The organism is Mesorhizobium silamurunense, from assembly GCF_014843825.1.
In the GTDB taxonomy this organism is placed as follows: domain Bacteria; phylum Pseudomonadota; class Alphaproteobacteria; order Rhizobiales; family Rhizobiaceae; genus Mesorhizobium; species Mesorhizobium silamurunense.
The window spans coordinates 1-12,649 of record NZ_JHQR01000383.1 but is presented as its reverse complement, the minus strand read 5'-3'; the positions used below and the strand labels follow the sequence as shown (position 1 = coordinate 12,649).

The window sequence follows — 12,649 nt, the reverse complement described above, 5'->3', positions numbered from 1 at the left end:
GTCTCTCGAAGTTGATCTGATATTTTCAGACATGATGGTTTTCAGGTTCGTTGTTTCATAGCCATTGCCGGCTGATGGCCGCAATGTGACCCCATCGGGGCGAGCATCTCTCATTTTGGAGGGCGATGGATCACTATATGGTGTTGGTCGCACCGCCAATGAAGCCCGACGCCCTGCTTCTGAAGCCAATAGTTTGCGACCTAAGGCCACACCTGCGCGGGTAAGAACGCACAAGCGCGATCGTAGGCTGCCTCGGTCACCAGCCCCGCTGGGGTTGTCGGTGGCGGGGGTGGGGTGGCTTGTGAGCCCCCTATCAGGCACGCCCGGCCCCTCATTCAGGTTGAGGACCCTCATAGCCGCCTCTTTTGTCACCAAAACCCAAATTGCTCCGAAAGACGGAATTCGACCCCAACGGTGACGTTTCATTGTCCCGCATTGCGAATGGCGGCAATGCGCCGCATCACGGTCGTTAGGGTCGCCTCCTAAAACGGACATTCAGCTTGACCTCAGGCGCCGACCGGACCCGACGAGGCGGACCCCCAGCGACGGCGCGCTCAAGCGTTTGACGACGTCACGTCCGGTTAGTTGTCTGTTCGCGACCGTGCCGCCCACATCGCTCTCGAAACCGCAATGTGCCGCAGCACTAGATTCGATAGAATCTTTCTGCGTTGGAGCAAAGCACAGCGACGCGCTCATCGTCAGACAAATCCCTAGCGATCGCGTGGATCATGGCAATGACCTTCACTGAAGAGGCGAAAAGCAGGTCCACCGGCATGTTGGTTCCCACCATCGTGCGCGTGGGGCCGAATGCCTCCAGCGTGTAATGCAGCAGCGGCAATGTGTCGTCGGGCGTCCAAGCCCGTGCGCCGAGGCCGAAGCCGCACAGCTTGACGCTGACGTTCGGCGCCTGTGCCAGCCGGCTGATCGCCGACCGCCATGCCGAAACACCCTCCGTGCTGCGGTCGGCCACCATGCCGAAATGCTCAAGCACGACGGCTGTGTCTGGAAAGGCGCGCGCCAGCGCCAACGCCATGTCCATTTGCGGCCAGTAGAGCTGCAGGTCGAAGCTCAGCCCGAGCGGTGCCAGGCGGGCAAAGCCGCGCCGCCATTGTCGACTTTCCATCAGGTCGGGGCTTGGCGCACTGCGCAGGCGCGGTTCCTCGTGCCAGTTCAGGATCTGGCGGATGCCGCGAACGCGGGGGAAGCTTGCGTGTGCCTCCAAAAGGCGCTCGACATCCGGAGCAGCGAGATCCGCATAGGCGACGATTGCGTCCGGCATCCGCTCCCGCTCGGCCAGCGCGCTCAGCCAGCGCGTCTCGTCAAGCGGATCGTGCGGATTGCGGCCGTTCTGGACATGCACCGTCTTGACGACGCCGAGCCCTTGCATGTCGCGGCGGTAGTCGGCCGGCATGTAGTCGCGGCGGATGGGTGTGAGATCGCCCTCAAGCGGCTCGGGCCGGTCGGGATCGAGCCATGGATAGGCGGCGTCGAACAGGCTCTGGAAATGCTGGTGCGTATCGACGATCGCCCAGCTTTCGTCTGCGGGCTTCATCCGCGTTTGCGTGTCCACTGGTCGGCGAAGACGGCCAGAATGACGACCGTGCCCGAGGCCACATACTGCCAGAAGGACGGCACATTCATCAGCGTCAGCCCGTTCTGCAAGGCGCCCAGCGTCAACGCGCCGATAAGCGATCCCAGCGGATTGCCGACGCCGCCGAACAGGCTTGCCCCGCCGATCACGGCCGAGCCGATCGCCTGCAGCTCGAAACCGCTGCCGCCGATCGGTTCGGCAGCACCAATGCGGGCGATCAGCACGAAGCCGGCAAGGCTCGAAAGCACGCCGGAGATCGTGTAGACGGTGATCTTCACCCGCTCGATGTTGATGCCCGAGAGCCTCGCCGCCTCCTCGTTGCCGCCTATGGCGATGATCTGCTCGCCCAGCGCCGTATAGCGGACCAGCAGATAGGCAAGGGCTGCCACCGCCAGCGCCAGCAGCACAGGCGTGGGGATATCTAGGACGCGGCCGGCGAAGATGGCGCGGAACTCCTTCGACAGTCCATAGATCGGCTGGCCATCGGTGTAGATCAGCGCGGCACCCCTGAAGATGCTGAGCGTGCCGAGCGTGACGATGAAATCGGGCAGTTTGAGTCTGGCGATCAACAGGCCATTCAGCAGTCCGCACAGCAGCCCGACGAGAAGTCCAGCGCCGACGCCGGCCAGAAGCCCATGCGATAGCATGTCCGCCGCCACCATGCTGGACAGGCCGACCACCGACCCCACCGACAGATCGATGCCCTTGGTCATGATAACCAGCGTCATTCCAACCGCGATCACCGCATTGATCGAGGACTGAAGCATAATGTCGATGAGGTTTGCCGGCTGGTAGAAGGTGGCATTGAGCACCGAGAACACCGCGAAGAGCGTCACGCAGCCGATCGCCACGCTCGCCTTGCGCAGCGCGTCGCCGCGCCTCGATGTTGCGGGGGGCTTTCTCTCGGCCGCATCCGTTCGGGGCAGGGAACTGAGTTCGGTCACGAATTGTCCTCTCTAGCAGCGAGCGCGATCAGCCGCTCCTCGGTCAGGCCAGCGTCGTTGGCGACAATCTTGCGCAGGCGCCCGCCGCTGACGATCCCGATGCGGTGGCAGATGAGCAGGAGTTCCGGCAATTCCGACGAGACCACCAGCAGCGCCGCTCCGTCGGCGGCGAGGCGACGCAGCAGCGCATAGATTTCCGCTTTGGCACCGACATCTATGCCACGCGTCGGTTCGTCGAACAGAAAGACGCGCGCGCCAGTCGCCAGCCAGCGGGCGATGACAACCTTCTGCTGGTTGCCACCCGAGAGGTTGCGCATCTCGGTGCCGATCGAGGCGGGGCGGATATGCAGCTCATCGACATAGCGCCTGGCAGCCCGCTGCCTTTCAGCGCCCTTGATCACGCCAAGCGAGGCAAAGCGGCGATGATTGCCGAGGCCGAAATTGCGCTCGACATCCATCATCGGGACGATCGCGTGGCCCCTGCGGTCCTCGGGGATCAGGGCGATGCCGGCCCGCATGGCGTCCGCGGGCGTGCTGAGCGTCACGCGCATGTCGGCAACGCTGATTTTACCGCCAGACAGTGCATCGATGCCGAAACAGGCACGCAGGATGGCGGAGCGTCCGGAGCCGACAAGGCCCGACAGGCCGACGATCTCGCCGGCGCCGATCGACAGGCTGACGTCGCCGATGCGGGCAGAGGAGACGCCTTGCAGCTCGATCAGCGGCGCGCTTTCGACCGGCGCCGGTTTTTCTGCGCTCATCTCGCGCGACAGTTCGCGGCCCGCGATCAGCTCGTTGAGCCGAGCCTCGGAATAGTCGCCGATCGGACCGGAGGCGACGACTTCGCCGTCGCGCAGGATCGTCACGTGATCGGCTATGGCGCGGATTTCGTTCATCCGGTGCGAGATGTAGACGATCGCCTTGCCCGCCGCCTTGAGGCGCCGGATGACGGCGAACAGGCTTTCCTGTTCGGCCGGCGTCAGGCTGGACGTCGGCTCGTCGAAGGCGATGATGCGGCCGCCGCGGGCGAGCGTGCGGCTGATCTCGACCAGTTGCCGGTCGGCCATGCCGAGTGCCGATACGGGCGTGTCGGTCTCGAGATGCGGCGCGAGATCGTCGAGGATGGCGCGCGCCTCGCGGCGAAAGCCGGCGCGCGGAACGAGCTTCAACCCGCGTGTTCGGCCGAGGAAGATGTTCTGGGCGACGTCGAGCTGCGGCACCAGGCTGAGCTCCTGGCTGACAAGGCCGATGCCCATGGCCAGCGCATCGCGCGGCCCCTCGATGCGCACCGTGCCGAGCGGATCGAGCGCGATGTGGCCTTCATCCGGCTGCACGATGCCGAACATCACCTTCATCAGCGTCGACTTGCCGGCGCCGTTCTCGCCCAGGAGGGCGTGCACTTGGCCGCCGCGCAGATCGAGATCGACGCCCTTGAGGGCCTGGACGCCTGCGAAGCGTTTGGCGATACCGGTCATGCGAAGTGCGGGAGGACGGCTTTCGCCGTCCTCTGCTTGGGAGATTACACTAAGCACCTTGGGTGGCTCAGTTTGTCTTGGGATCGGGAAAATCCTTCACGTTTTCCTTGGTGATAACGGCCTGGGGTGACAGGATCCACTGCGGAATGGCCTGGCAGCCGAGAAGCCGCAGCGCCATCTGCACGCCGAGTTGGCCCTCCTCGAAGGGGAATTCCGCGACTGTCGCGCGCATTTCGCCGGCGCCGACTGACTTCTTCGCTTCCCGGATGCCATCGGTGCCGACAACCGCGACCTTCTCGAGGCTGCTGCCTCCGGTGACGGCCTCGACCACGCCTAGCGCCATGCCATCATTGTTGGCGTAGATGCCGGCAAGGTCCGGCGTCTGGCGAAGGATGTTCGAGGTCGCGTTCAGTGCGGTCAGCCGATCCCAGTTGCCGGGCTGGCTCGCGACGAGCTCCAGATTGGGATACTTCTTGAGCTCTTCCTTGAAGCCCTGGATGCGCAGACGCGCGTTCGGCGAGCCGGCGGCGCCCTCGATCTGGGCGACCTTGCCGCCGTTAGGATAGGTCTGGTGCAGGAAGGCTGCCGCCTTGGCGCCGATCGACACCTGATCGGTGCCGATATAGGTGCTGGCGCCTTCGGTGCGTGCGTCGTCGATGATGATGGTGGGAATGTTGGCGGCGCGTGCCGCTTCGATCACGGGCGCCAGATTGGAATCGGACTGCGGCGACAGCAGCAGCGCGTCCGGCTTCTGCGACAGCACCGTCTGCGCCAGGTTGAGCTGCTCGATCATCGAGCTTTCATCCTTGGCGGCCTGCACGTCGACGCTGATCTTGTACTTCGCCGCCTCGGCCTTCGCGCCGGCCGCGACGTCCTGCCAGAACTCGTTGATCAGCGTCTTGGTGACGTAGGCGAAATGCAGTTCCTTCTTCGGCGCCGGCACCGCGCCGAATTCCGCCTCGAGGGCCGTCGATTCGATCTTGTCCATCTTGGCCGTCGGATAGGCCGGGCAACTGTCCTCGGCGAAAGCCGGGACTGCGCTGAAAAGGGCAAGTGCCGTCGACGCGGCGAACAGGCCGCTTGTCCGTAACTTCATCGAAATTCCTCCCATTGGGTGCCGGATCAGCTCCGGAGCTTCCTCTTCCCTGTAGACCCGAGCGTCGGGCCAGATCCTCACGCCCCACGCGCTCCGACTGTTCACGACTTCACCGTGTTGCAGCAAGTTGAAAACTAGATCATTCAATCTGTTAGATACAAATTAGAAGCCCTTTCCAATCTGTTAGCCAGGCTAAAAGAAAAATGATATGGCGTGGGCCGGCCAAAGGGTGGACGAGGCATGCAGTTACCGGTCAAGGCGATTTGGGTTTTCCATGCCGCGGCTCGCGCGGGCAGCATTTCGCGCGCCGCCGAGGAGTTCGGCGTGACGCCGTCGGCGGTCACCCAGCAGATCCAGGCGCTCGAGGTCCAGCTCGGCGTGAGCCTGCTGACCAAGATGGGCCGCCGCGTGGTGCTGACAGAGGCCGGCGAACGCTATTTCGCCACCATCACCGACGAGATCGAGCGCATATCCGAGGCCACCAGCACGATCCGCGGCTACCGGTCGGTGGCGATGCTGACTGTCCGGGCAACGCCGACACTGTCCAACAAATGGCTGCTGCCGCGCCTTGCCTCCTTTCTCGATCAGAACCCGGAACTGGAAATCCGTCTTGATGGAACCAATGAGCCGACCGATTTCAATCGCGAGCTCGTCGACCTGGAGATACGCCATGGCGATGGCCGCTGGCCCGGCCTTTTCGTCGAGGGCATGGCCGAGGAGACCTTTGTGCCGGCCTGCGCGCCGGCCCTGGCGGGCGCGGGTAGTCTTCGCGCCGAGGACCTGACGCGGTTCCGGCTGATCCACTCGGTGAAGTCGCAGGCCCAATGGCCAGCCTGGTTCAAGCTCGCGGGCATGCAGCCGGCGCACCGATGGCGCCGCATCCTGTTCGACCGCAGCCACATGGCGATCGACGCGGCTCTTGATGGGATGGGGATCGCGCTCGAAAGCAGCATGATGATGGAGCGTGAACTGCGCGACGGCCGGCTCGTCTGCCCGGTCGCCAACCCTCCTTCCGTGCGTATCGTCACGCAGTGGATCGTCTGCCCCCGCGACCACCTGCGGCAAAAGAAGGTGCGGCTCTTCCTCGACTGGCTGCGCGCAGAGCGCGACCGGATGCCGGGTCAGCTGGCACCGCAATAGTCATCCGCGGAGCTTGATCGGATCCGCCGCAACGTTCAGGTCGCCCGCTTGATAACTTTACAGCTTTCTGTATTTGTGTGAAAAATCTGAAAGCCGAAGGTTTCTTATGCTGTCCCGTTTCGCCACCCGATTGAACTCGTTCGCGTCCGCGCCGCATCTGCAATGGCCGGACCTTTCCGGCAAGCCGAGCATGATGCAGATGGCGGAGCGCGCCGCGAAGGTGCGTGGTCTTACCGACCTCGATCTGAATTTCCCTGATCATGTGTCGGGGGAGCCCGCGGCCATCGTCCGGCGCATCGGCGATCTGGGGCTGTCCGTCAACGGCCTTGCGATGCGCTACTACACCAACCCGGCGTTCAAGCGCGGCGCCTTCACCAATCCGGACGAGGCCGTGAGGCGCGAGGCCATCGATCTGACCAAGCGCGGCATCGACGCCGCGCGCGCCATGGGCGTCGATCTGATGACGATCTGGCTCGGCCAGGATGGGTTCGACTACAACTTCCAGCTGGATTATGCGCAGGTCTGGGACTGGGAGGTCGCCGGCATCCGCGAAGTGGCCGAGTATGATCCGGACTGCCGCATCAGCATCGAGTACAAGCCCGACGAGCCGCGCGCCCAGTCGCTGTTGCGGGATGCGGCGACGACGCTGCTTGCCATCGCCGAGGCGGGGTCGCCCAATCTCGGCGTCACCATCGATTTCGCGCATGCGCTCTATGCGGGCGAGCAGCCGGCCCTTGTCGCGCATCTGATCCACCGCCGCAGCCGGCTGCTGGGCGTTCATCTCAATGACGGATACGCCAAGCGCGACGATGGGTTGATGGTCGGTGCGGTGCATATTCGCTCGACCCTCGAACTGCTCCACCAGATCCGCCGTGACAGTTTCGACGGCGCGCTCTACTTCGATACCTTTCCCGATACCAGCGGGCTCGATCCCGTTGCCGAGTGCGAGGCCAACATCGCGACCGTTCGGCGCCTGCTGGAGATTTCCGAAGCGCTTTCGAGCGACAACGGTCTTGGCGACGCGCTGGCCCGTCAGGATGCCGTGGCCAGCCAGAGGATCGTCAACAGGGCCTTGATCGGCGCGTGACTGGCGTTCGCGAACGCCGCGGGAGACGATGATGCCGGGGAAGAAAGCATGAGCCTGCCGCTTGGCGATCCGAGGACGATCGGGCCGCGCATCCGAATGATGATGCCGCACCTCACGCCGCTGGAGGGGCGGGTGGTCGACATGATCCTCGGCCGGCGCGATTTCGGCGAGACCACATCGCTGAAGGCCGTGGCCGAAGACGCCGGCGTGTCGGAGGCGATGATCGTCAAGATCGCCAAGAAGCTCGGCTTCGACGGGTTCAAGGACTTCCGGGCTGGCCTCGCCGGCTACAACCGCTTGCCGACCACCGAGCTGCATGAGGAACTTTCGCCCGACGACACCGATGCCGAGATCGCGCGCAAGGTGTTCCGCACCTCCGTCCATGCGCTGGAGGAGACGCTTGCCATTCTCGATCCCGAGGCGCTGGAGCGCGCGGCCGACCTAATCTTCGGCGCGCGCCAGCGCGACCTTTATGGCGTCGGCGGCTCGGCCCAGATCGCGCGCGACGTCGCGCACAAGCTGCTGCGCATCGGCGTGCGCACCAGCGTGTTCGACGATACACATATGATGCTGATGTCGGCTTCGCTGCTGGGGGAGGGCGACGTCGCCATCGCCTTCTCGCATTCGGGCGCCAGCACGGCGGTGATCGAGGCTGTCGAGCTCGCGCGCCGGCGCGGCGCCCGCACCATCGCGCTCACCAACTATGCGACATCGCCGCTCGCCTCGGTCGCCGATGTAGTGCTGTGCTCGACGGCCCAAGGCTCGCCGCTGCTGGGAGAAAATGCCGCCGCGCGCATTGCCCAGCTGATCATCTTCGACGCCGTCTTCGCCGCGGTCGCGCGGCGCGACCTGAAGGCGGCGGCAAGGCGGCGGAGCGCAATCTCGCCGCGACCATGGGTGCCGTCGCCGGCAAGCGGCGCGGCGCATGACTGCTTCGGTTCGTCCCGTCGTCGTGGTGGTCGGCAGCCTTCACTACGACATCATGGTCGACGCGCCGGACCGTCCCCGCAAGGGCGAGACGGTCACCGGTTTCGGCTGGCGGCCGAAATTCGGCGGCAAGGGCGGCAACCAGGCGGTCGCGGCGGCGAGGGCAGGCGCCGATGTACGCATGGTGGGCGCCGTGGGCGACGATGATTTCGGCCGGTTTCTCCTCTCCAATCTCACCGCCGCCGGTGTCGACGCGTCCCGTGTTGCCAGCATCGACGGCAGCGGCTCAGGCATGAGCGTCGCCATAGCGGATGGCGGCGGCGACTACGGCGCCGTCATCGTCTCCGGGGCGAATGCCGCAACTGATCCGAAGGGCTTGGCCGACACCACGCTTTGGCGAGATGCGGGCGTACTCATCCTGCAGAACGAGATGCCCGATGCCATCAATCTCGCCGCGGCAAAAGCCGCGAAGTGGGCCGGGGTGCCCGTGTGCCTCAACGCCGCGCCGTACCGACCGCTGGCGGACGAGCTCATCGCGCTGGTCGACATACTGATGGTGAATGCGATCGAGGCCGAACAGTTCTCGGGCCACGCGGTCGGAGACATTGATTCGGCCGTTGGCGCCGCCAGGCAGCTCTCCAGCCGCTGCGCCACCGTGGTGGTGACGGCAGGCGGGGACGGCGTAGCGGGCATGCGGCGCGGCGAGAATCCTGTTGTGGTTCCCGCCATTCCGGTCCGCCTGATCAGCACGCATGGCGCAGGCGATGTCTTCGCGGGGAGTTTTGCCGCTGCACTGGCTACGGGCCACGCCTTTGCGCAATGCCTCGAGGTCGCGAACAAGGCCGCCGCTGTCCACGTCTCGACCTGACGGCATTCTCGTCAGATACGTTTCAATCTTTAGCCCAGCTAAACAATCGAGCTCACCTTCTAAATTGCGCTAACAGCTTTCTCGCCATACCAATGAGCCCTTCCGGCAAGCACAAGCCGGACCATCGGCGGCGCGGCCGGCCGGGGAGGTAGCAACGTCACTGCGGGAGGGCGCCGGGCGCCTTCGTTGCGTGTCCGGTCAACCGGGCACGGAAGCCTTTGCATGCCTCGCCGAAGCCGACGCCGGGCCCGAAAACGGTCGTGCGAAGGAAACAGACATGAACCTCTACACTTTGCTTGCCGCGCGTGCGGGTCGTGGCCGTCCGGTCCGCGTGGGCCTGATCGGCGCCGGCAAGTTCGGCTCGATGGTGCTGTCGCAGGCACAGCGTATCGCCGGATACCACATGGTCGGAGTGGCGGACCTGAATGTTTCCAAGGCGCGGGACTCTTTGCAGCGCGTAGGCTGGCCGGTGGAGCGATACCAAGCAAAGGATGCCGGCGAGGCGGTGAAGAACGGCACGACCTTCGTCACCGACGATGTTGCAGCCCTGCTTGCCTGCGATGAGATCGAATGCGTGATCGAGGCGACGGGTCACCCGATCGCCGGAACGCGCCATGCGCTGGCGGCGATCGAAGCCGGCAAGCATGTCGTCATGGTCAATGTCGAGGCCGACGTCATGGTCGGCCCGATCCTCGCCGAGAAGGCGCGCCAGAAGGGCGTCGTCTATTCGATGGCCTATGGCGACCAGCCGGCGCTGATCTGCGAGCTGGTGGACTGGGCGCGGGCGACCGGCTTCGAAGTGACAGCGGCCGGCAAGGGAATGAATTTCGAGCCGCGCTACCGCTACTCCACCCCCGACACCGTCTGGGGCTTCTTCGGCTGGAGCGAGGAGGAGGTGGCGAAGGGCGACTTCAATCCGAAGATGTACAACTCCTTCACCGACGGCACCAAGGCGGCGATCGAGATGGCCGCCGTTGCCAACGGCACCGGCCTCGACTGCCCCGATGACGGCCTGGGCTTCCCGCCCTGTGGCCTGCACGACCTTGCCAGGGTGTTCCGGCCGGCAGCCGATGGCGGCCGCATGGCGCGCTCCGGCCTGGTCGACATCGCCGCCAGCCAGGAGCCGGATGGCCGCGAGGTGTTCAACAATATCCGCTACGGCGTCTTCGTCACCTTCAAGGCGCACAATGAGTACTCGCGCGCCTGCTTCAAGCAATACGGGCTGCTGACCGATCCGTCGGGCTGGTACGCCTCGATGTGGCGGCCCTTCCACATCATCGGGCTGGAAACCTCGATCAGCGTGCTCTCGGCCGTGCTGCGCAAGGAGCCGACAGGCTCGTCGAAGGAATTCCGCGGCGACGCCGTGGCGACGGCCAAGAAGGACATGCAGCCGGGCGAGATGCTGGACGGCGAGGGCGGCTACGCGGTCTGGGCCAACGCCATTCCCGCCTCGATCAGCCTGGAGCGCGCGGCACTTCCCATCGGGCTGGCGCACAATGTGCGGCTGAAGCGCGCCGTCCGGAAGGACCAGATCGTCAGTTTCAACGATGTCGAGCTGGTGAACGACCTCGATGTCGTAAAGGTGCGCCGCGAAATGGAACAGCGCTTCGGCCCGACGCCGAGCGTGGCCGCCTGACCGTCCCCGGAGGAATTCATGAGCGAGCAGAGCACGCCACGTTTCGTGGTGATCCCAGAATTTCGCGTCAAGCCGGGGGTCAAGGCAGCATTTCTCTACGCGGCTCTCGACGATGCCCGCCATTCGGTGGCCGATGAAGGCGGTTGCCACCGGTTCGATGTCGTCTGCCCGGAAGGCGCCGACGACACGGTGCTGTTCTATGAGGTCTACGACGATCGCGCCGCATTCGAGGCGCATCTGCAAACCCCACATCTGAAGCGCTTCCAGGCGGCCATGAAGATGCTCGACGTCGAGGAAACCGTTATGCGCTTCGGCGCGCTCAAGGCTCTCTGAGCAGGCGCCAATGAATGCCAGCAGCATGATAGGTTTCATCGGAACCGGCATCATGGGAGGCCATATGGCCCGCCGGCTGGCGGAAGCCGGGTTCTCCGTGACGGCCTGGAACCGCAGCCCGGACAAGGCCGAAGCGCTGGCGGCCTTCGGCGTCGGCCTTGCCACCGAGGCGGCGGAGGCGGCACGGCACGTGGACATCGTGATCTCGATGCTGAGCTCCGGACCGGTCTGCGATGAGGTGCTGTTCGGAACACATGGGGTGACCGACGCCATGTCGCCGGGCTCCACACTTGTGGTGATGAGTTCCATCCCGGTCGAGACCGCGCGCAGGCAGGAAGAACGCGCGGCGGAAAGAGGCATTCGTTATCTCGACGCGCCGGTCTCGGGCGGCGAGAAAGGCGCACGCGAGGGCACTTTAACCATCATGGCTGGCGGGGAGGTTAGTGCCATTAACGCGCTGGCGCCTGTCCTTGCCCCGCTCGGCCGAGTCACCCATGTCGGTCCGGCCGGCGCGGGCAGCCTGGCCAAGCTCGCCAACCAGCTGATCGTCGCCAGCAACATTTGCGCGGTTGCCGAAGCGCTGCTGCTTGCCGAACGCGGCGGCGCGGATCCGGCGCGAGTTCGTGAGGCATTGCTCGGCGGATTTGCCGACTCGACTGTGTTTCGACAGCACGGGCGGCGCATGATCGAGGCCGATTTCGTACCCGGCGGTCCGGCAAAGTATCAGATCAAAGACACCGGCACAGCGCTTGCGCTTGCCGCATCGCTGGGACTGAGGCTGCCGGTCGCAACGGAGGTCGACCGGATTTTTCGCGGCCTCGTCGACAATGGCGGCGGCGACCTAGACCACAGCGCCGCGATCGTCGAACTGCGGCGCATCAATTTTCGATAGGGTGGCAGATCGGCAACTGCTGGACAATTCTGCTGATGGCACAAAGCGGTCCACGCCACGTTGGACGCATCCGTCTGCTCTCTGGCCCGGCCAAGGCTTTTTCGACCAGCATTATCACAGCAGCATTCCCTACAGATTGGAAGAGGAGTGCCGGATGGCCTACGCGGTCCTGAAATATGCCCGGCTGCGCAGCACTGCGCTATCGCTCCACAGTCTTGGAACTGCCGAAGGCACAATGGCTAGGACGCTATCCGAATTCTCGGGCGGACAGATTCTGTCGCTGTCGTGCAGCCCGAACCCCGAGAACTACAAATCGTTCATGGCGTACGGTGAGCCGCCCCACGCCGAGTTCTTTACCGGCCCGTTCCACTGGTTGACCAAGGACGCGCTCGGAGCTGATCGCCGGCTGGCAAAGTTCACGCAAGGCTTCGATTTGATCCTGGAGGACACGACCTTCCAGATGGAAGCCAATGACTAAAGTCATTCATTGTCATTGGGTTCGCCAGACCAAACGAGAATACGAGGGAAACGGGTTGGCGAACCAGCCGCTAACATATTGATGCTCTGTGGTAGCAGCTGACCCTCTGCGACTAATATAATCGTTATTCGCCAATAGGTTACGAAGCGGTTCGGTAACCGGGGCAAAACCGGTGGCGGCCG

At 64.4% G+C, this 12,649-nt stretch carries 10 protein-coding genes and 2 pseudogenes; 8 read left to right on the top strand and 4 right to left on the bottom strand.

Annotation, left to right across the window (positions count from 1 at the left end; genetic code table 11):
- Positions 1-643: 643 nt before the first annotated feature.
- The 4 genes from DH10_RS34190 to DH10_RS34175 form a co-directional block, all read right to left on the bottom strand.
- Positions 644-1,552, bottom strand: a complete 909-nt coding sequence (locus tag DH10_RS34190) for an amidohydrolase family protein (protein WP_192385851.1) — start codon at positions 1,550-1,552, stop codon at positions 644-646.
- Positions 1,549-2,535: an ABC transporter permease gene (locus DH10_RS34185; protein ID WP_343221673.1), complete on the bottom strand. Its 987-nt coding sequence runs from the start codon at positions 2,533-2,535 to the stop codon at positions 1,549-1,551. Before DH10_RS34185 ends, DH10_RS34190 begins: the two co-directional genes overlap by 4 nt.
- Complete coding sequence (locus DH10_RS34180) at positions 2,532-4,010, bottom strand: sugar ABC transporter ATP-binding protein (protein ID WP_192385850.1); 1,479 nt, start codon at positions 4,008-4,010, stop codon at positions 2,532-2,534. Before DH10_RS34180 ends, DH10_RS34185 begins: the two co-directional genes overlap by 4 nt.
- Positions 4,011-4,077: 67 nt before the next feature.
- The gene (locus tag DH10_RS34175; RefSeq protein ID WP_192385849.1) at positions 4,078-5,106 is read right to left on the bottom strand and encodes a sugar ABC transporter substrate-binding protein; all 1,029 of its coding nucleotides are present in this window, start codon (positions 5,104-5,106) and stop codon (positions 4,078-4,080) included.
- A 240-nt stretch (positions 5,107-5,346) separates the two neighbouring features.
- Between DH10_RS34175 and DH10_RS34170 the strand changes: the two genes are divergently transcribed.
- From DH10_RS34170 to DH10_RS34135, 8 genes and pseudogenes are all read left to right on the top strand, one after another.
- Positions 5,347-6,246 carry a LysR substrate-binding domain-containing protein gene (locus DH10_RS34170; protein WP_192385848.1) on the top strand — a complete coding sequence of 300 codons (900 nt, stop codon included), beginning with the start codon at positions 5,347-5,349 and terminating at the stop codon, positions 6,244-6,246.
- A 106-nt stretch (positions 6,247-6,352) separates the two neighbouring features.
- Positions 6,353-7,333, top strand: a complete 981-nt coding sequence (locus DH10_RS34165; RefSeq protein WP_192385847.1) for a sugar phosphate isomerase/epimerase family protein — start codon at positions 6,353-6,355, stop codon at positions 7,331-7,333.
- Positions 7,334-7,381: 48 nt separating this feature from the next.
- Positions 7,382-8,262: pseudogene (locus tag DH10_RS34160) on the top strand (MurR/RpiR family transcriptional regulator).
- On the top strand, positions 8,259-9,128 hold the full coding sequence (locus DH10_RS34155; protein WP_192385846.1) for a PfkB family carbohydrate kinase: 870 nt from the start codon (positions 8,259-8,261) through the stop codon (positions 9,126-9,128). The pseudogene DH10_RS34160 and the gene DH10_RS34155 overlap by 4 nt, the downstream one beginning before the upstream one ends.
- 277 nt (positions 9,129-9,405) lie before the next feature.
- Positions 9,406-10,764 carry an NAD(P)H-dependent oxidoreductase gene (locus DH10_RS34150; RefSeq protein WP_192385845.1) on the top strand — a complete coding sequence of 453 codons (1,359 nt, stop codon included), beginning with the start codon at positions 9,406-9,408 and terminating at the stop codon, positions 10,762-10,764.
- Between the two features lie 18 nt (positions 10,765-10,782).
- Positions 10,783-11,097 carry an antibiotic biosynthesis monooxygenase family protein gene (locus DH10_RS34145; protein ID WP_192385844.1) on the top strand — a complete coding sequence of 105 codons (315 nt, stop codon included), beginning with the start codon at positions 10,783-10,785 and terminating at the stop codon, positions 11,095-11,097.
- 10 nt (positions 11,098-11,107) lie between these two features.
- A complete protein-coding gene (locus DH10_RS34140) occupies positions 11,108-11,989 on the top strand; it encodes an NAD(P)-dependent oxidoreductase (RefSeq protein ID WP_192385843.1) in 882 nt (293 codons plus the stop codon).
- A 73-nt stretch (positions 11,990-12,062) separates the two neighbouring features.
- Positions 12,063-12,452, top strand: a pseudogene (locus tag DH10_RS34135) (class I SAM-dependent methyltransferase); the annotation flags it as partial.
- Between the last annotated feature and the right edge of the window lie 197 nt (positions 12,453-12,649).

Coding starts and splice junctions, on each gene's coding strand:
- DH10_RS34145 (WP_192385844.1), top strand. CDS start 10,783: ATGAGCGAGCAGAGCACGCCACGTTTCGTGGTGATCCCAGAATTTCGC.
- DH10_RS34190 (WP_192385851.1), bottom strand. CDS start 1,552: ATGAAGCCCGCAGACGAAAGCTGGGCGATCGTCGATACGCACCAGCAT.
- DH10_RS34150 (WP_192385845.1), top strand. CDS start 9,406: ATGAACCTCTACACTTTGCTTGCCGCGCGTGCGGGTCGTGGCCGTCCG.
- DH10_RS34170 (WP_192385848.1), top strand. CDS start 5,347: ATGCAGTTACCGGTCAAGGCGATTTGGGTTTTCCATGCCGCGGCTCGC.
- DH10_RS34180 (WP_192385850.1), bottom strand. CDS start 4,010: ATGACCGGTATCGCCAAACGCTTCGCAGGCGTCCAGGCCCTCAAGGGC.
- DH10_RS34140 (WP_192385843.1), top strand. CDS start 11,108: ATGAATGCCAGCAGCATGATAGGTTTCATCGGAACCGGCATCATGGGA.
- DH10_RS34155 (WP_192385846.1), top strand. CDS start 8,259: ATGACTGCTTCGGTTCGTCCCGTCGTCGTGGTGGTCGGCAGCCTTCAC.
- DH10_RS34165 (WP_192385847.1), top strand. CDS start 6,353: ATGCTGTCCCGTTTCGCCACCCGATTGAACTCGTTCGCGTCCGCGCCG.
- DH10_RS34175 (WP_192385849.1), bottom strand. CDS start 5,106: ATGAAGTTACGGACAAGCGGCCTGTTCGCCGCGTCGACGGCACTTGCC.